This is a genomic window from Amycolatopsis dendrobii (assembly GCF_014145675.1).
In the GTDB taxonomy this organism is placed as follows: Bacteria; Actinomycetota; Actinomycetes; order Mycobacteriales; family Pseudonocardiaceae; genus Amycolatopsis; species Amycolatopsis dendrobii.
Map to the genome: position 1 here is coordinate 45913 of NZ_JACGZW010000024.1, position 17797 is coordinate 63709.

Here is a 17797-nt window from a genome sequence, read left to right on the forward strand (position 1 = left end):
CGGCCGGCTCGCCCCGCCGCCGCGGCTCAGTAGTCGCGGACGCGGTCGGGGTAGGAGGTGATCACGTTGCCCTTCTTGTCGACCACGATCCTGAGGTGGTCGAGGTCGTGCGGCTCCCGGACATAGTTCCCGTTCTCCCGCTGGTACTGGATGTCGCCCCGCTCGTTCCGGATGATCTCGGCGCGGCCGGTGTTGTGGTCGAATGGGCCGCGCTCCGGGACGCGCTCGTCGATGTAACCGACCTTCTTGTCCATCGGAACCATATAGACCGTCCGGTCGCCCTGCACTTCCTTCGTGATGCGCGGGTCGCCCGATTTGACCCTTCGCCAAGCGGAGTCGGTGACCTTGACGGCCTTGTCCTTGCTCCACGCGTTTCCGTTGCGGGTGCCGAAGACCCCGTGTTCGGCCTTGCCCGGAACGTTGTCGGTGTGCAGGTCCACGTGGTCGACCCGGCTCTTCTCCCCGCGCCCGCCCCGTTTCATCGGGCCGTAGCTCAGCCCTGAGGGCGTGGTGCCGGTCTGTCCCTTCCGTTCCTTGCCGTTCCGCAGGTCGAGCTTGTTCTTCTTGCACCCGCCCGCGAGACCGAGCGGGTCGCTCCAGGTGAGCGGGTTGCGCACGTACGCGTGCGGGTCGAGCCCGCCGTCGAGCCCGAGCGGGTCCGCGCTGAGGTAGCGGGCGGTGCCGGGGTCGTAATAGCGGTGGCGGTTGTAGTGCAGTCCGGTCTCGGCGTCGAGGTACTGGCCGGGGAACCGAAGCGGCGTCGACGGGCCGGACGGAGCCGAGCGGGGCACGCCCCACAGCGTTTCGTCGCGGTGCCAGGCGATCTGGCCGGTTTCGTCGACCAGTTCGGCGGGCGCGCCGAGGAAGTCCGCGACGATCGCGTGGAAACGGTCGTCGACGCAAGCTTCGCCGTCATACGTGCGATCCGTCTGCGCCACCGGGGTTTCGTCGTCCGGATGCCACTCCCACGTGGTGCTGCGCGCGCGGCCCGACGGCGTCGCTTCGATCTGCTCCACGAGCAGATCGTCGCTCCACACGAAACGGATCTCGAACACGACCGTTTCACCGTCGAGGCGCTGCTTCGCGACGCGGCGGCCGAGCGCGTCGTAGCGGTACCGCCACTGCTGCCCGTCCGGGGACGTCGCGCCGACGAGCCGGTCTTCGCCGTTCCACTCGTACGTCCAGCCCTCGCGGCTGACGAGCCTGCCCTGCGCGTCGAACTCACCGGCGCGCTTGTCCGGCAGTGCCACGGCGTCGGCACGGTCGTACCGGTACTGCTCCGGGCCGTTCGGGCCCTGCACTGCGAGGACGCGGCCCATCCGGTCGAGCGTGAACTCGCGCCGGCCGCCCAGCAGTTCCTCGACGGCGGAAATGGCGCTGTCGGCCCGGAATTCGTAGACGCGGCGCTGCGCGATGGCGGCCGGTCCGGTGGCGACGGTCTGGCTGCGCAACCGGTATCGCGCGTCCCATTCCTGAGTCAGCTCGGCGGCGCCGAGCCCGCGCCAGATCTCCCGGCCCGCCGCGTCGTGGCGGAACCGGAGCGTGCGCGGGCCCGCGGCCAGCGACTCGGGCGCGCCCCGGCCGTCGTAGTCCCAACGGCTCTCCACCCCCGAAGGGGTTCTCCGGTGCACGAGGTGGCCCGCGAGGTCGTAGCCGGTCGTGACCGTCTCGCCGTCGACGCTCTCGGCCACCACCCGGCCGAGAGCGTCGTAGGTGAACGAGACGTCGGCGCTGGCGTTCACGGCGCGCACCATGCGCCCGGCCGCGTCGTAGGCGTAGCGGCTGACATCGTCTTCAGTGCGCTTCTCGACGAGGTTGCCACGCAGATCGTAGGCGTAGGTGGTGACGCTGCCGAGCGCGTTGGTGCGCGAGACGAGCTGTCCCGCGGCGTCGTAGGCGTAGGTCAGCACTCGACCGTCGAAGTCGGCTTCGCGGACCACGCGCCCTTCGCCGTCGTACTCGAACCGCCAGGTCTGCCCCTCGCCGTTGGTGGCGGCGATCATCTGCAACTCGGTGTCGTATTCGACCTGAAGGCGGCTGCCGTCCGGCATGATCTGGGTGATCGGGAGATCGAAGGCACCGTAGTCGACACGGGTGACGCCGCCCAGCTCGTCGATCTCCTCCCGCACGTTGCCCTCGCCGTCGTAGACCCGGCGCTGCACGGACCCGTCCGGCGCGGTCCGCCGCCAGCCGCGGCCCTCGACCGTCCACGCGTACTCGGTGGTGCCGCCGAGCACGTCGGTCTCGGAGACCACCCGGCCCATCGCGTCGTACGAGGTGCGCGTGACGGCGCCGAGCGGGTCGGTGACCGTGACGGGCCTGCCGAAGGCGTCGGACTCGATCCTCGTGAGATTGCCCAGCTCGTCGACGGACCTGCGCACCGCGCCGTCCTCGCCGACGGTGTAGCGGACGGTCGCGCCGAGCGGGCCGTGCACCGCGGCGAGCCGCCCTTCCTCGTCGTACTCCTGCCGCCACACGGCGCCGTCGGGCTCCACAGTGGACAGCAGCCGGTGCTCGGAGTACTCGAACAGGCGGCGCGCGCCGTCCGGGAACGTGTACGCCACCAGGTCGCCCTGTTCGTCGTACTCCCACCGCGAGGTGCGGCCCAGCTCGTCGGTCTGGGAGACGATGCGATCGAAGCGGTCCCATTCGTAGCGCGTGACCCCGCCGAGCGGGCTCACGTGGCGCACGATCTGGAAGTTCGCGTTCAGGTGGAATTCGGTGGTGTTGCCGAGCGAATCGGTCGCGGTGCTGACGCGCGCCTCGCTGTCGTAGGCGAAGGTGTAGGCGAGGTGTCCCTCGGTCCCGCTGCCCGACACGCACCGGCTTTGCTCGTCGTAGACGAATTCGTACGAGCGGCCGTTGCGGTCGGTCCACCGCACGACGCGGCCCAGTCCGTCGTAGCCGTAGCGCATCGACTGGCCGGAGGAGTTGATCACCTCGGTCAGCCGGAGTTCGCGGTCGTAGCGGTAGCGGACCAGTTCGACCCGCTCGGCCGCGTTGTCCTCGCCCAGCAGCGTGAGCGCGGTGACCAGCCCCGCCGCGGTTTCGACGCCGATGCGGGCGCCGCCCGAATGCCGGATCTCGGCGAGGCGTCCGTCTTCGTCGTGGCAGAAGTGGATCCGGTGCCCGTCGTTGTCGAAGATCGCCGTCAGCGGCAGCCGTCCGTTGCCGTCGGGCGCGAAGTACAGCATCCGCTGCAGGTCGTGCTGCTCGATGACGTAACCGCCTTCGGGCGAACGCTTGAGCGGCCAGTACGGCCCGCTGACCGGGAGCGCGACGCCTTCGGTCACCGGGTAGACGAGGAACGTGCCGTCCTCGGCGGCGAAGCCGATCTCCCCGTCCTCGATCTCGAGCCGCTGGTCCACAGTGGACGCCCACGTGCGGCCGAACCGGAATCCGGCGCGGTAGGTGGAGAAATGCATGCGCTGCAGCACCAGCGGCAGCGCACCGGCGATCACGAGGTCGGTCTCGGGCAGCATCATCCGCCCGGTGGTCATGTCGATCGGGTCGCCGCTGCCCGGACGGCAGTAGCCGGGGGTCGAGTTCTCCGCGGGCGGCTGGTTGTTCTTCTTGATCGAGTTGCCGCCGTCCCGGTCGCGCGTTCCCCCGCGCGAACCGTCCGTCCCCCCGACGTCCTCCCGCGAGCCCGCGGCCGAGGTGTTTTCGTCCCTGGTCTCAGGCTTGTGGTCCTTCGGCGGGTTGGGGTCGCCGGAGGTGTGCGTGTCCCCGCCGCGCTCGCCGCCGCCATGCCCGCCGCTGTGGTCGCCGGAGGCCGTGGTGCTCTCGTTGTCTTTCGAGCCGCCCTTCGGCTTCTCGGATTTGACGTTGATGTCCTTGGGCGTGTGCGTCGCGCCGCCCTTGCCGCTCTTGAGCCCCTTCAGCGCCTTGCCCGCGTCCTCGAAGAGCGTCCCGGCCTTCTTCAGCAGCGGGATCAGCGCCTTGAGCGCCTTGACGAGCTTCGAGGTGACCTTGGCGATGGTCGAGGCGGTCTTGGCGACCGCGGTGACGACCTGCGGCACCACCCACGCCATCCCGATCCCCGCGGTGAACAGCACCTGCAAGGCCCACGAGATCAGGTGCCCGACCAGGTCCGCGATCGTGTCGCGCACCAGCGTTCGCACCGCGGCCACCACTTCGCCCGCGGTCTTCACCCCGCTGGCCGCGCCCTCGGAACCCTTCTGCGCGCTGGCGATCAGCGCGGACGTGTCCCCGGCCCGCTTCCGGTAGGCGTCCGCGGCCTCGCCCTGCCAGCTCTCCAGGTCCTTCTTGATCAGCTCGCCCAGTTCGGCCGAGATGCCCTCGAGTTCCTTGGCGACGTTCGTCCACGTCTCGGCCTGGGACTTGATCTCGTCCGCGTTGCCGGTCAGCGCGTTGAGCGCTTCCTTCAACGGGCCGACGTGCTCCATCAGCCAGCCCACGCCCGCGGCGAGGATCGCGCCGAACGGGTCCATCACCGCGGTCAGCACGTCCAGCGCGGTCCCGACCGCGCCGATCGCCACCGACGCCCAGTTCTTGCTCTCGATGCCCTGCTTCAGCGTCTCCGCGTCCTCGAGCAACGGTATCCCGGACAACGCCGTCGTCGAGTCCTTGACCGGCGCGACCAACGGATTGCTCACTCGACTCCCCCGCACGACGATGTACCGGCCCGCGGCCGTTTGCTCGACCATAACCGCCGTGGGCGGTCAGGCGCTCCGGCGGGCCGATCCTCTGCCCTCCCGACTCCGCCGAAGGGGCCGCACGTGCAGTGGCCCTGGAGAAACCCCGGCGGCTCCGGTCAGTCCGATGAGGACACCGGAGCGATGCCTTGCCGACCGCACCGCCGGCACCATAGCGTGGGCGCATCACCGACCGCGGAGGCAACGCTCATGCCGGCACCCCCCGACACCGGGCCCCGGGACGGAGAATTCCCGGCAGGCAACGGGATGCGAGTGGTCACGCTGGGCACCGGCGGAGGCCCCGTGGTCTCCCAGGGCCGAGCGGGCATCAGCACCTTGGTCACCGTCGACGGCGCCGCCTACGTTGTCGACTGCGGGATGGGATCGGTCCGGAACTATCGCGCCGCGGCCGGCTGGGAACAGCTGCGCGCCGTGTTCCTGACGCACCTGCACTCCGATCACATCTACGATCTCGGCGCGTTCCTCGTCACCGGATGGCAGGTGCCGGGCGAGTCGTTCGCCCGCCCCGTCGAGGTGGTCGGACCCGCCGCGCCGTCCCGGTTCCCCGCGGAGGACGACGCCCGAGCGCAGCGCATCGACGCGGTGTGCGGCAACCGGAAACCGTCGGGAACGCAAGACGTGGTGGCCGCGCTCCTGGAAGGCGTCTACGGCCCGGACGTCGCCGTGCGCATGGCGGACGAGGGCCGCTCCGCGCCGGAAGAATGGATCCGGCCCCGGGACATCGCGATCCCCGAGCACGCGGGCGCGGATCCGGTGACGTGCCGTCATCCGCCGGTCGAACCGTTCGAGGTGTACGCCGACGACCTCGTGCGCGTCACCGCGACCCTGGTGGATCACCGGCTCTGCTACCCCGCGTTCGCGTTCCGGTTCGACAGCGCGCACGGCTCGGTCGTGATCAGCGGCGACACCGCGGTTTCGGGCAACCTCATCGCCTTGGCGCGGGGAGCGGACTTGCTGGTGCACGAGGTCATCGACCTCGACGCCATGCTCGCCACCCTGCCCGCCGGCCCGAAGCGCGAGGGCATCGCCCGGCACCTGCGGGAGTCCCACACCCCGCACACGGCAGTCGGAGGGGTCGCCCGTCAGGCCGAGGTCCGCCGGCTGGTGCTGAGCCACGTGGTCCCCAACCACCTCGACGCGGTCGACCCGCGGCGCCTCGTCGCGACCGCCCGGGAAACGTTCCCCGGTCCCGTCGCGGTGGCACGCGATCTGGACACGTTCGAAGTCCGCTGACCGGCATCACCGACGCCGCTCAGCGCGCCGTCGATGTTTCCGCGCGAGTCATCGCTCGGAGCGCGCACCCGGTCCGCGGCCGTCGCGGCGAGCGCGAGCGCCGGGCTTATCCGCCGGCCCGGGCGAGCCGCGCCCTGATGTCGGCGAAATGCTCGGTCATCGCGGTCCGGGCCCGCGCCGCGTCGCCCGCGCGCAGCGCCTTCACGATCGCGCGGTGCTGCTCGGCGGTATGCGCGACGTTCGCCGCGTCGGCCGGCAGCGTGAGCTCGGATTCGGCGGAGTGGTAGGAGTCCCAGAACAGGTCCACGAGCTGCCCCACCAGCGGGTTGGCCAAGCCGGCGTACAGGGTGCGGTGGAATTCGCGGTCGACTGCCGGGTCCAGCGACGTCCGGATCATCTCGTCGCAGAGGCCCTCCAGCCGCGCCAGCGTCTCGTCGCTGAACGCGCCGGCCAGGACGTCCATCGTCCCGACCTCGACGAGTTCGCGGATGTCGACCAGGTTGAGCAGACCGCCCGCTCCCCCGTCGGCCAGCGTGCGGAACACCAGCGAGGGCGCGAGCACGGCGAGCGAACCCTCCCCGACGAACGTGCCGTGGCCGTGCCGGATGTCGACGATGCCCAGCGCGCGCAAGCCGCGGATCGCTTCCCGGACCGTGTTCCGCGATACCGCGAGCCGGTCGATGAGTTCCAGTTCGGTCGGCATCGGATCGCCTGCCCGCAGGCCCAGCTCCCGGATCAGCCGCAGGATCTCGGCGGCGAGCGGATCGCCGTGCGCCGGGCGCGGCCTGCCTGCGGTGGCTCGGGTCATCGCAACCTCATTTCCGGAAGACGCCCTTTACTTCGGACCCTGCGTGTGCCTACTCTACCGCACAACGTTGGACGTCCAACGTCCAACCTCAAGCGCCGGTCCTGGAGGAGCAATGACGCACGCCGAGCCGCCCGCGCGGTGGTACCGCCAGATCGACCGCGGCCAGTGGAAGGCGTTCGCCGCCGCCTGGCTCGGCTACCTGCTCGACGGATTCGACTTCGTCCTCATCACGCTCGTGCTGACCGAGGTCAAGGACACCTTCCAGCTGACCACCGCGGAAGGAGCCGCGCTGATCTCGGCGGCGTTCGTCTCGCGCTGGGTCGGCGGGCTGGTGATCGGCGCGCTCGGCGACCGGTACGGCAGGCGCAGCGCGATGATCGTCTCGATCGTGCTGTTCTCCGCGGGCACCCTCGCCTGCGGGCTCGCGCCGTCCTACGGGGTGCTGTTCGCGGCGCGGCTGGTCATCGGCCTCGGCATGGCGGGCGAGTACGGAGCCAGCTCCACCTACGTGATCGAGTCCTGGCCGCAGCACCTGCGCAACAAGGCCAGCGGGTTCCTGATCTCCGGGTACTCGATCGGCACCGTCGTGGCGGCCGGAGCCTACGAACTGGTCGTGCCCGCCTGGGGCTGGCGTGCGCTGTTCTGCATCGGGCTGGCCCCGATCGCGGTCGCGGTCTGGCTGCGCCGGAGCCTCCCCGAGGCGCGGGACTGGACCGAAGCCGGGAACACCGGCGAACCGACCGTGCTCGACATCCTGTTCCGCGGCCGCCGCGCGGCCGTCAACCTCGCGCTCGCCGCCGTCGCGCTGACGTCGCTCGTGCTGATCTTCACCGGGATCGCGGATTCCGCGGCACTGGTGATCCCGCTCGCGGTCGCCGCCGCCGCGGTGTTCGTCTCCTACATGGTGCAGTTCTCCGGCCGCCGCTGGCCGACCGGGATCACCGTGATGGTGATCGTGTTCTGCGCGTTCCTGTACTCGTGGCCGATCCAGTCGCTGCTGCCCACCTACCTCAAGACCAGCCTCGGCTACAGCCCGGCGCAGACCAGCACCGTCCTGTTCTTCGCGGGCCTGGGCGCCGCGGCCGGCTGCTGGGTGGCCGGGTTCACCGGCGACCGCTTCGGCACCGCCCGCGCCTACTGGGTCAGCCTGCTGATCTCCCAGGTGCTGATTTTCCCGGTGTTCGCGCTCGGCGGGCAGCAACTCGTCCTGCTCGGCGTGCTGCTGTTCCTGCAGCAGGTGTTCGGCCAGGGCATCTCCGGCCTGCTGCCCAAGTGGATCGCCGGGTACTTCGACGTCCGGCACCGCGCGGCGGGCCTCGGGTTCACCTACAACGTCGGCGCGCTCGGCGGCGCGGTCGCCCCGGTGTTCGGCGCGAGCCTGGCCACCCACCTCACCCTCGGCACCGCGCTGGCCGTGCTGTCGTTCTCCCTCACCTTTGTCGTCCTGATCCTCATCGCGATCGACGCCCCGACCCGGATCCAGCGGCTGCTGCGCCCGGACGCCGCCTGGACCGCCGACGCCGTCGACGGCCGGACCCGTTCCGCCGCCGCGACCGCCCGCTGAACCGCCCGTCCTCGAACCGCAAGGAAACCCTGTGATCACCGCACCGCTGCACGGCGTCGTCCCGCCGGTCTGCACCCCGCTCACCGCGGGCTGCGAGGTCGACGTGCCCTCGCTGGAACGCCTCCTCGACCACCTTCTCGACGCAGGGGTCGACGGGCTCTTCGTGCTCGGCTCCACCAGCGAGACCGCCTTCCTGCCCGATGCGCACCGGCGCACCGTGCTGGAGGTGGCGGTCGCCCGCGCGGCCGGGCAGGTCCCGGTGCTGGCCGGCGCCATCGACATGACCACGCTGCGCGTGCTCGACCAGGTGCGGACGGCGGCCGCCGCGGGCTGCGACGCCGTCGTCGTCACCGCGCCCTTCTACACGCGCACCCACCCGGCCGAGATCGACCGCCATTTCCGGCTGGTCGCCCAGCGGAGCCCGGTCCCGGTTTTCGCTTACGACCTCCCGGTTTCGGTGCACACCAAGCTGACCGCGGACCTGCTGTGCGGCTGGGCCGCCGACGGCGTGCTGGCCGGGCTGAAGGATTCCAGCGGCGACGAGGCGGCCATGCGGTCCGTGACGCTCGCGACCCGCGACAGCGCGCCTTCGTTCAGCGTGCTGACCGGTTCCGAGACCACAGTGGACACTGCGCTGCGCATGGGGGTGCACGGCGTGGTGCCCGGACTCGGCAATGTCGATCCGCACGGCTACGTCCGGCTGTACCGGCATTGCGTCGCCGGCGAATGGGATGCCGCGGCGAAGGAACAGGAACGGCTGATCCGGCTGTTCGACCTCGTCAACGCCGGGTCCGCCGCCCGCATGGGCCGCGGCTCGTCGGCGCTCGGCGCCTTCAAGGCGGCGCTGCATCTGCTCGGCGTCATCGGCGATCCGCTCACCGCTCCCCCGCAGATCCCTCTTGACGCGGGCGAAATCGATCGGGTCCGGACGCGGCTCGCCGAAAGCGGCTTGCTGTGACGACGACCGCGGGCGTGGACATCGGCGGCACCAAGATCGCCGCGGGACTCGTCGCCGACGGCGAGGTCGTGCGGATGCTCCGCAGGCCCACGCCGGACGGCGGTTCCGCGGCGGTGCTGGACACGGTGGCGACGATGCTGCGCGAACTGGCCGGGCCGTTCTCGGCGATCGGGGTCGGCTCGCCCGGCATCGTCCGCGACGGGACGGTCGTGTCGGCGACGGACGTGGTGCCCGGCTGGGCAGGCGCGCCCGTCCGAGAGCGGTTGTCCGGGGAGTTCGGCGTGCCGGTCGCGGTCGACAACGACGTGCGAGCGATGGCGTACGGCGAGTCCTGCCGGACCGAAGGGAAACCGGACGGCCTCGTCCTGTACGTCTCAGTCGGCACCGGTCTCGGCGGAGCCCTTGTCCGGCACGGCGTTCTCGTGCACGGCAACCACGGGAGCGCCGGGGAGATAGCGCATTTGCTGACGCCGGAACGCGGCGCGCGGCCATGCGGCTGCGGCCGGTACGACCACCTCGAAGCGAGCGTCGCCGGACCTGCCGTCGCGGCCGCGTATTCCGCCAGGACCGGCGGCGAACCAGTGCCTCTGCCGGAGATCGCGAGGCGGATGCGGGCAGGCGAGCCGGACGCCGCCGCGGTCGTGGCGGGAGCGGGCCGGATCCTGGGAAGGGCGCTGAGCGGGTTCGTCACCGCCGTCGACGCCGACGCGGTCGTCCTCGGCGGAGGCGCCGGGCTCGGACTCGGCGAGCCGTTCGTCCAGGCAGCAGCCGAGGCCCTGCGGGCAGAAGTCCGCCCGGCGGGCCGTCCGGCGGAGGTGCGATCGGCGCGGCTGGGCGCCGACGCGCCTGTCCTCGGCGCCGCGTTGCTGGCGCTCCTGGCACTCGAGGAAGGAACCGCGGAATGCGCTTGACGCGGGAAGAATTCGTCCGCACGATCCACGGCAGGCTGATCGTTTCGTGCCAGGCGCCCGAAGGACATCCGTTGCGGGACACGCCGACGATCGTCCGCATGGCACAGGCCGCCGTTCGCGGCGGCGCCGCGGCGATCCGGTGCGGAGGCGTCGGCGGCGTGCCGGACGTGGCCGCCGTCCGCGCCGCGGTGGACGTCCCGGTGCTCGGGCTCACCAAGGACGGCACGGAAGGCGTCTACATCACGCCGACCGTAGCCGCCGCGCACGCCGTGCTCGACGCGGGCGCGGCCGTCGTCGCCGCCGACGGCACCTCGCGGCCGCGCCCGGACGGATCGGCTTTCGCGGACCTCGTCGCCGCCGCGCACGGTCGCGGCGGACTCGTGCTCGCCGACGTGTCCACTGTGGACGAAGGAATCGCCGCGGCCGAGGCGGGAGCGGACCTCGTCGCGACCACCCTTTCCGGATACACCGGCAATTCGCCGCATCGGGACGGGCCGGACCTGGACCTGGTCGCGGCCTTGCGGAAAGCACTGCCGGCCACGCCGGTCATCGCCGAAGGCCGCTACCACAGCCCGGACTCGGCAGCAGCCGCGCTCGCTCGCGGAGCCGCCGCCGTAGTCGTCGGCACCGCGATCACCGACCCGGCCTGGCTGACGGCGTCCTTCGCCGCGGCCGCCGCCGGACAGACCGGAGTTCTCAGTCCGTGACACACCTCACGTCCGTTTTGCCTGATTACCGGGGCCTCCCGGGCGGCCATGCTGCGACTCCAGGCAAGCCGACGCGAGGAGTCCGCATGAGCGACGAGGAAACCTTCCCGATGGCGCGTGCGCCACGATGCCCCTTCGATCCCGCGCCCGGATTGACGACGCGGCCGCCGGTGTCGCGGGTCCGGCTGTGGGACGGCAGCGAGCCCTGGCTGATCACCCGGCATGCCGATGTCCGTGCGGTGCTGGCGGATCCGCGGGTCAGCGCCGACGTCGCGCAGCCTGGTTTTCCGCACACCAACGCGATCAGCAAGGCGCGCGACGCGCGGATGAAGACGTTGATGCAGATGGATCCGCCGGAGCACACCGCGCAGCGGCGGATCCTGGCCCCGGAATTCACCGTCCGGAAAATGGCGGCGCTGCGGCCGCGCATTCAGCGATTAGCCGACGATCTCCTTGACGGAATGCTCGCCGGACCGAATCCGGCCGATCTGGTCGAGGCGTTCGCGGCGCCGCTCCCCTCGCTGGTGATCCGCGAACTGCTCGGCGTCCCTTGCGCGGATCGCGATTTCTTTCAGAGCGTGGCCCGCACGCTCGTCATGGACGACCCGGACCCGACGCGGGCTGTCACGGCCAGCCAAGAGCTGAATGCGTATCTGGAAGGGCTCGTCGCCACGGAGGCCGCCGAGCCGGGTTTGCTCAGCAAGCTGCCCGTCGAGCAACGGGAAGCGATGTCCCCGCGTTCCATTGCCGTGCTGGGGCAACTTCTTCTCGTCGCCGGTCACGACACCACCGCAGCCATGATCGCGTTGGGCACGGCCGTGTTGCTGACGCACCCGGAGCAGTTCAGCGATGTGTCCGGCCCGGCGGAGGAACTGTTGCGCTACTTGTCGCTCACGCACACCGAGGCACGTCGCGCGAACCGGGATCCGCTGGTCTTCCCGGACCCCGGCCGCTTCGACATCCGCCGGTCCGCTCGCCACCACCTCGCGTTCGGCTATGGGCGGCACCTCTGCCTCGGTGCGCCGCTGGCCCGGGTGGAGCTGGAGGTCGCGTACGCGACGTTGCGGCGACGGGTGCCGACGCTGACGCTGGCCGCACCGCTGGATCGCTTGGAGTTCAAGGAGAACGCGATCTTTTATTCGGTGCGCGAACTGCCGGTTACGTGGGCAAGCACGTTGACGACGTTGCCGCCCGGATCCTCCGCAAAGAACCGCCGCACTCCCCACGACTCGTCAGTCAGCGGATAGACCACCCGCAGCCCGCGCCGCACCACCTCGGCGTGGGCTGCTTCGACCGCCTCGGGGTCGCCGAGGTCGATGCCCCAGCGAGGGACGGGATCGGTGCTTCCGGGCGGGAGGACGAGCACCTGCGCGGCCGGGTTGTCGCCGCTTCGGAGGCCGAGAGCGGGATAGTCCATGGCGACGTCGAGCCCCAGGACGTGGACGTAGAAGTCGCGGGTCGCGGCGTCGTCGGCGCCTTCGGAGTAGGCGATGATGCGTTTGATCACCCGGTGAGCATCGCAGCTCAGGCGGCCCGGGCGCTTGGAGAAATGGGAGCTAGCCGCCCGTGGAGTAGGCGATGCGGCGGTGCCGTCCGGGGCGCTGGACTCGCCAGTGCCGCCCGCGCGACGAGGACCGGCCTGCGCCGCGGGCCGCGAGTGCCAGGTGACGCTCCGCGAACTGCTCGGCGGTGATGCTCATGAGAACGGGGTACTTGACTTCCCCGCGCAGCAACTCGGCGTCGCGGAGCCGGCCTTCTTCCCGGAAGCCCAGCTCGCCGTGCAGCGACAGCGAAGCGAAGTTGCTCCCGTTGACGCTCACCTCGCACGCCCGGTACCGGCACCGCTCGAACATGAACGCCAGCAGCAGCGCGACCGCGTCGGCGGCGTAACCGCAGCGGCGGTGCTGCGGGCCGATCCCGACGCCGTAGCTGAACCGGCCGGAGAACGGGTCCGTTTCGACCCACACGGAGCCGACCAGCGTCCGGTTGTGCAGGGTCTCGATCGCGAAGTGGAAGCCGTCCGGGGAGGAGTGCCCCCGGTGCGTCGCCCAGTGCCGGTAACCGCCGACCTGCGGGTCGCGCGCCCGGACGGAGTCCCGGTCGAATCCGGCGAGGGTGCGCTGGTCGCCGGGGCGGACCTCGCGCAGCCGCACCTTCCGTCCGACCTCGTCGACCCGCCACGGGGCGACGGCGCCGGACCCGGCCCGCCGAGACACATTCGTGATCATCGCGACTGATGGTACCGGGCCGCGTCCTGGCGCGTTCCAGAGAATCCCCCGTTCGGTTCCCGGCCTGGTTACTCGCCGCAGTTTCCCTTGGTGGGCAACGGTTTGTCCGGGTCGAACTCGCCCGGCTGGGGGCTCATCGAGGGCGCGTCGTAGTTCGGGTCGCTGAACGCGGGCGCGAGGTCGTCCGACTTGCCGGTGCGGCACGCGACGCTGGTGTAGAACGAACCGCCGTCGCCGGCCCACAGCCCGCGGTCGCCCGGCGCCCAGCCCGAGCCGTTGCGCAGGATGTAGTCGGTGTCGACCCGGACGAACGGCTCCAGGTCGGCGGGCCCGTTGACGATGCGGCTGCCGGGATCGAAGGCGTAGGCCACCACGTAGGAGACGTGCACCAGCAGTTCGCCGGTTTCGCCTGGCCGCACGGTCATCTTCCCGGTCATCCTCGGCTGCACGGGCAGCAGGCGGTACCCCTCGGCCAGGTAGATCACGTAATGCCTGATGTGGGCCGTGAGGTCGCCCCGCTGATCCGGCGCGAAGAGCCCGACATACCCCTCAGGGTGATGCCCTTCGAGGACGTTCTTGTCGAACTGCGCGACCTCGACCGCGTGCTTGACCTGCTCCTGCGCCGCCCCGACCTGCTTCGCGGAGAACGCGCCGACCTTCGCCGGGGCCGGGATCTTCAGCCCGGCGATGCCTTCGGGCCAGTTCTGCGCCGGGGTGTTGAGGAACGGCCGGGCCAGGTCGACGCGCCCGTAGCCGGGAAGGTCGGTCGGCGCGGGCGCGGTGGTGGTCGACGTGAGCACAGCCGGACCGCTTCCGGCGACCTGCTCCGGAGTCGTCCCCCGCTGCCACAGGTAGAACCCGGCCGCCGCCGCGACGATCACCACCGCGCCCCAGATGGCGGCCGGCCTGCGCCGCGCCCGCCGGCGGTCGCGGCGCAGGCCGGTCCAGGCTTCCTTCTCGGCGTGCCGCTGCCAATCCGGGTCCATCAGGTCCGGGTGGCTCTCGATGTTGTGCTCGTCCACTTGTTCCGCCTGTCTCGTCGATCTCGCATCGAAAGATCGACAACGACGAGCAGGCGTTACGAACGGCCGGGCTTCGCAATCAATTCGGAATCCAAGCGGCGTTCAAATCAATTTGCACGGAATGTCGGCATTTTCGTCGAGGTGATACGAAGCGCACACGCGGTGGTAACCGTCCGCGACGACCAGGTCGTCGGCCGTCTCGAACCCGGGGTGGCCGTGCCCGCGGACGAGCAGGACCGGCGAGAGCGCCTTGCCGTCCTTGACCTTCTCGAGGTCCTTCGCGACGTGCGCGTTGTCCTCGGGCAGGAGCTTCAGCCTGCTGGCCCGCAGGATGTCCTTCGCCTTGCGGTGGGTCAGTTTCGCTTCCTTCAGCTGATCGACCAGACCGGTCGCGGTGTCCTCGGGCGCGACCAGGGTGAGGTAGTCGAATGCTGCCGGATAATCATGCTCGTCCGGTTCGTCTTTCCAATGTTCTTTCATGAGGCCTCCCTCGATTCGGCATCGCGGACAGCACGGGACGCGGCCCACGCGGTGACCCCGACGCTGATCAGCGCCGCGGCGAGAATCGCCCCGGCCTCGCCCGGAGCGAGCAATTTTTCGCTCGTGCCGATGGTGACCGCCGCGACCGGCACCCCTAGTTGCGCGCCTGCGAGCAAAGCCAGCGGAAACGGCTGTCCCAGCAGCCGCGTCGCACCGTGGACCACCACCGAACCCGCCGCGATCAACGCCGCGAGCACGAGCATCACCGGATGCTGGCCGAGCGCGCGCAAATCGAGCGAAGCGCCCAGCCACACGAAGAACACCGGCCCGAGGAAGCCGTCGGTCACCGCGAACAGCTGCCGGGCGAGGCGGCGGGGTTCCCCGACCGCGGCCAGCGCCAGACCCGCGACGAATCCCGCCAGCATCACCGACACCCCGACGAGCTGGGCCAGCCCGGCGAGTCCGAAGAGGACGATCAGCGCGATCCGGAGCTCAAGGCCGAAATGCCGGGACTTGCTGAGGTCGTGCGCCCGGTCCACCAGGCCCCGGGAATGCAGCCACCGCAGCACGACGAACCACACCGCCCCGGCCGCGACGACCGCCAGCGCCCCGAGCGCCGCGCGCCCGGCCCGCTCCGGCGCGGCCGCCAGCGGCAGCGCCACGATGCACGCCGTGTCCGCGATCGCGACCTGCACGGTCAAGGCCAGTGCGGGCGGTGTGGCGAGTTTCGTCTCGTTCAGCACCGGCATCACCAGCGCCGCGGAACTGGACGCGAGCAGGACCGCGTACAGCAGTCCGTGCCCGGTGCCGACGAGCGCCGCCACCCCGAATCCGGCGGGCGCCGACAGCACGCCCGCCAGCGCGGCCAGCACCGCCCCTCGCCCGGCCGCGACGCGCAACGCCGGATCCCGCAACGGCACGTGGCTGCCGGCGACCAGCATCACCAGCGCGAACCCGGCGGAGGCCACGAAAGAGAGGATCGGATCGCCGGCGTCCACCCAGCCGAAGCCGGTCCGGCCGGCCGCCACGCCGAGCAGGATTTCCCCGACGACGATCGGGATCCGGGCGCGTTCCGGGGTGGCCAGCAGCGGTCCGGCCAGGCCCGCGAGAAGGACGACGGCCATCGCGAACAGGGTCATCGGCGCGCCTCCTCCCGCTGAGCATTGTCGCCCGGCCGGGCTGTCCGGACTACTCCCGTCACCTGGATGCGGTGCGGCTGCGGCGGCCTGGGAATCCGGCGCGCGATCGGTCAGCCAGGTCCGGCGCCGCGAACCGGCCGCGATCCGCCGCGGCGACCGAAACCCCGGACGCCCGCTGTCAGCGGCGGATCAGCCCCTGCGCCTTCCCCGCCGCCACCGCCGCCGTCCGGGAATCCACTCCGAGTTTCGTGTAAATGTGCACCAAATGCGATTTCACCGTCGCCTGGCTCAAAAACAGCCGTTTGCTGATCTCCAGATTCGACAACCCGTCCGCGACCAGTCCCAGCACCTCGATCTCCCGGGGCGACAACGCGGCCGCCGGGGTGCGCATGCGGTTCATCAGCCGGTGGGCGACCGCGGGGGCCAGCACGGTCTGTCCGGCGGCGGCATTGCGCACCGCGGCGGCGAGGTCTTCGGGCGGGGCGTCCTTCAGCAGGTACCCGGTCGCGCCTGCTTCGATCGCGGCCAGGATGTCGCCGTCGGTGTCGTACGTCGTGAGGACCAGGACTTTCGGGGCGTCGGCCGACGCGGTGATCGCCGCGGCGGCTTCGGAGCCGTGCATTCCGGAGCCGAATTGGAGGTCCATCAGCACCACGTCCACGTCCGCCGCCAGCCGCACGGCCTCTTCCGCGGAGGAGGCTTCCGCGACGACTTCCAGATCCGGTTCGGTTTCCAGGACGGCACGCAATCCGGCGCGGACGACGGGGTGGTCGTCGGCCAGCAGGAGGCGGATCATCGCGGGTCCACGGGGAAGCTCACGGCCAGTGCGGTGCCGTTGCCGGGCGAGGATTCCACGGTCCACGAGCCGCCGAGGGAGCGGGCGCGGGCGCGCATCGCGGGCAGGCCGAAGCCGCTGCCGCCGCGTACCTCCTGCGGGTCGAAACCGATGCCGTCGTCCACGGCGTCCAGGGTGATGCTCGTGTCCATGTAACTCAAGGTCAGCTCCGCCCGGCCGGCCGCGGCGTGCCGGACGGTGTTGGCCAGTGCCGATTGGGCGATCCGCAGCAAGGCGACCTCATACGCGGTCGGCACGTCGAACGGGGTGCCGCTGAGGTGAAAGTGGACAGTCAGGCCAGAGCGCTGCTGCGTGGTCGCGCACAGGCGTTCCAAAGCCGCCGGCAGGGAAGCGCCTTCCAGTTCCACCGGGGCGAGGGCGTAGACGAGGCGGCGGGCTTCGGTGAGGTTGTCCTGGGCGGCTTGCCGAGCCTGCGTGACGTGCGGGACCGCCGCGTCCGGACGGTCCGGCAGTGCGCGCTCGGCGGCGCGGAGCAGCAGGTGAATGCTCGACAGGCCCTGTGCCAGGGTGTCGTGGATTTCCCGCGCGAGGCGTTCGCGTTCGGCTAGGACGCCCGCGGAGTGTTCCATCGCGGCGAGATCGTTGCGGGTCTCGCGCAACTCCTCGATGAGCTGCCGCCGCTGCTCGCTTTCGCGGTAGAGCACCTGGTAGCCGAGCACGGTGGCGATCGCGACCGCGGCCCCGAGCGCCGGGCCGATGATCACGCCGACGCTGAATCCGCCTTGGTGGCGCGTGAAACCGGCGATCGCCAGCACGGTGGTCAGCGCGACGACGGACGGACCCCAGCGCGTCGGCAGCAGGTGCATTTGCAGGAAGTACAGCGGGAATGCCAGCCACACCCCGTCCGGTGTGAGCCACAGCAGCACGAGCCACGCGACGCCCAGCACGGCCAGCCATCCGGCCGTCGCACCCGGCAACCGGCCGACGCGAGGCAGCAGCGGGCCCGCGGTGTAGACGCCGCCCATCACCAGCGCGCCCGCCAGCACCGCGGGCGCGTGCGGCAGGCCGTCGGCGAACGCGCGCGCGACGGCGAGCACCAGCAGCCCGGCGAGCAGGAGGTGCAGGCAGACGCGCAGGACGCGCAACGGCCGGTCGAGGGTGTGCGGATTCACGAAAGCGGCTACCTCCCCCGCCGATTGTCCGTGTCCCGGGCGGATTTCGCATCAATCGAAAGGTTGAGCGGCGAGTGCACCCATCGATTCCCGGGATGCC

The 17797-nt window shown here is 71.0% G+C and carries 15 protein-coding genes; 6 read left to right on the forward strand and 9 right to left on the reverse strand.

Going from position 1 to position 17797, the window contains the following annotated elements:
* Positions 1 to 26: 26 nt before the first annotated feature.
* A complete protein-coding gene (locus H4281_RS42930; RefSeq protein WP_182896591.1) occupies positions 27 to 4619 on the reverse strand; it encodes an RHS repeat-associated core domain-containing protein in 4593 nt (1530 codons plus the stop codon).
* A 249-nt stretch (positions 4620 to 4868) separates the two neighbouring features.
* Between H4281_RS42930 and H4281_RS42935 the strand changes: the two genes are divergently transcribed.
* On the forward strand, positions 4869 to 5912 hold the full coding sequence (locus tag H4281_RS42935) for an MBL fold metallo-hydrolase (RefSeq protein ID WP_220508701.1): 1044 nt from the start codon (positions 4869 to 4871) through the stop codon (positions 5910 to 5912).
* Between the two features lie 106 nt (positions 5913 to 6018).
* Here the strand turns inward: H4281_RS42935 and H4281_RS42940 are convergent, their stop codons facing one another.
* Positions 6019 to 6720, reverse strand: a complete 702-nt coding sequence (locus tag H4281_RS42940) for a FadR/GntR family transcriptional regulator (protein WP_182896592.1) — start codon at positions 6718 to 6720, stop codon at positions 6019 to 6021.
* A 112-nt stretch (positions 6721 to 6832) separates the two neighbouring features.
* On the opposite strand from H4281_RS42940, the gene H4281_RS42945 reads away from it, so the two are divergent.
* From H4281_RS42945 to H4281_RS42965, 5 genes are all read left to right on the forward strand, one after another.
* Positions 6833 to 8284: an MFS transporter gene (locus H4281_RS42945; protein WP_182896593.1), complete on the forward strand. Its 1452-nt coding sequence runs from the start codon at positions 6833 to 6835 to the stop codon at positions 8282 to 8284.
* Positions 8285 to 8315: 31 nt separating this feature from the next.
* On the forward strand, positions 8316 to 9242 hold the full coding sequence (locus tag H4281_RS42950) for a dihydrodipicolinate synthase family protein (RefSeq protein WP_182896594.1): 927 nt from the start codon (positions 8316 to 8318) through the stop codon (positions 9240 to 9242).
* The gene (locus H4281_RS42955) at positions 9239 to 10153 is read left to right on the forward strand and encodes an ROK family protein (protein WP_182896595.1); all 915 of its coding nucleotides are present in this window, start codon (positions 9239 to 9241) and stop codon (positions 10151 to 10153) included. Before H4281_RS42950 ends, H4281_RS42955 begins: the two co-directional genes overlap by 4 nt.
* The gene (locus H4281_RS42960) at positions 10144 to 10860 is read left to right on the forward strand and encodes a putative N-acetylmannosamine-6-phosphate 2-epimerase (protein ID WP_182896596.1); all 717 of its coding nucleotides are present in this window, start codon (positions 10144 to 10146) and stop codon (positions 10858 to 10860) included. Before H4281_RS42955 ends, H4281_RS42960 begins: the two co-directional genes overlap by 10 nt.
* 86 nt (positions 10861 to 10946) lie before the next feature.
* Positions 10947 to 12107 carry a cytochrome P450 gene (locus H4281_RS42965; protein WP_182896597.1) on the forward strand — a complete coding sequence of 387 codons (1161 nt, stop codon included), beginning with the start codon at positions 10947 to 10949 and terminating at the stop codon, positions 12105 to 12107.
* Here the strand turns inward: H4281_RS42965 and H4281_RS42970 are convergent.
* The 7 genes from H4281_RS42970 to H4281_RS43000 all read right to left on the reverse strand — a co-directional run bounded on the left by H4281_RS42970 (position 11996) and on the right by H4281_RS43000 (position 17697).
* Positions 11996 to 12367 carry a VOC family protein gene (locus H4281_RS42970; RefSeq protein ID WP_182896598.1) on the reverse strand — a complete coding sequence of 124 codons (372 nt, stop codon included), beginning with the start codon at positions 12365 to 12367 and terminating at the stop codon, positions 11996 to 11998. The genes H4281_RS42965 and H4281_RS42970 overlap by 112 nt on opposite strands.
* 49 nt (positions 12368 to 12416) lie before the next feature.
* Entirely contained in the window at positions 12417 to 13013 is a 597-nt protein-coding gene (locus H4281_RS42975) for a GNAT family N-acetyltransferase (protein WP_182896630.1), read from the reverse strand.
* Positions 13014 to 13156: 143 nt separating this feature from the next.
* Entirely contained in the window at positions 13157 to 14110 is a 954-nt protein-coding gene (locus H4281_RS42980) for a hypothetical protein (RefSeq protein WP_182896599.1), read from the reverse strand.
* A gap of 102 nt (positions 14111 to 14212) precedes the next feature.
* A complete protein-coding gene (locus H4281_RS42985) occupies positions 14213 to 14590 on the reverse strand; it encodes a hypothetical protein (RefSeq protein WP_182896600.1) in 378 nt (125 codons plus the stop codon).
* Complete coding sequence (locus H4281_RS42990; protein ID WP_182896601.1) at positions 14587 to 15729, reverse strand: cation:proton antiporter; 1143 nt, start codon at positions 15727 to 15729, stop codon at positions 14587 to 14589. The genes H4281_RS42985 and H4281_RS42990 overlap by 4 nt, the downstream gene beginning before the upstream one ends.
* 178 nt (positions 15730 to 15907) lie before the next feature.
* Positions 15908 to 16525, reverse strand: coding sequence for a response regulator (locus tag H4281_RS42995; protein ID WP_182896602.1), 618 nt, complete (start codon positions 16523 to 16525; stop codon positions 15908 to 15910).
* Positions 16522 to 17697 carry a sensor histidine kinase gene (locus tag H4281_RS43000; RefSeq protein ID WP_182896603.1) on the reverse strand — a complete coding sequence of 392 codons (1176 nt, stop codon included), beginning with the start codon at positions 17695 to 17697 and terminating at the stop codon, positions 16522 to 16524. Before H4281_RS43000 ends, H4281_RS42995 begins: the two co-directional genes overlap by 4 nt.
* Positions 17698 to 17797 lie beyond the last annotated feature (100 nt).

Coding starts and splice junctions, on each gene's coding strand:
- H4281_RS42935 (WP_220508701.1), top strand. CDS start 4,869: ATGCCGGCACCCCCCGACACCGGGCCCCGGGACGGAGAATTCCCGGCA.
- H4281_RS42940 (WP_182896592.1), bottom strand. CDS start 6,720: ATGACCCGAGCCACCGCAGGCAGGCCGCGCCCGGCGCACGGCGATCCG.
- H4281_RS42945 (WP_182896593.1), top strand. CDS start 6,833: ATGACGCACGCCGAGCCGCCCGCGCGGTGGTACCGCCAGATCGACCGC.
- H4281_RS42960 (WP_182896596.1), top strand. CDS start 10,144: ATGCGCTTGACGCGGGAAGAATTCGTCCGCACGATCCACGGCAGGCTG.
- H4281_RS42965 (WP_182896597.1), top strand. CDS start 10,947: ATGAGCGACGAGGAAACCTTCCCGATGGCGCGTGCGCCACGATGCCCC.
- H4281_RS42985 (WP_182896600.1), bottom strand. CDS start 14,590: ATGAAAGAACATTGGAAAGACGAACCGGACGAGCATGATTATCCGGCA.
- H4281_RS42990 (WP_182896601.1), bottom strand. CDS start 15,729: ATGACCCTGTTCGCGATGGCCGTCGTCCTTCTCGCGGGCCTGGCCGGA.
- H4281_RS42995 (WP_182896602.1), bottom strand. CDS start 16,525: ATGATCCGCCTCCTGCTGGCCGACGACCACCCCGTCGTCCGCGCCGGA.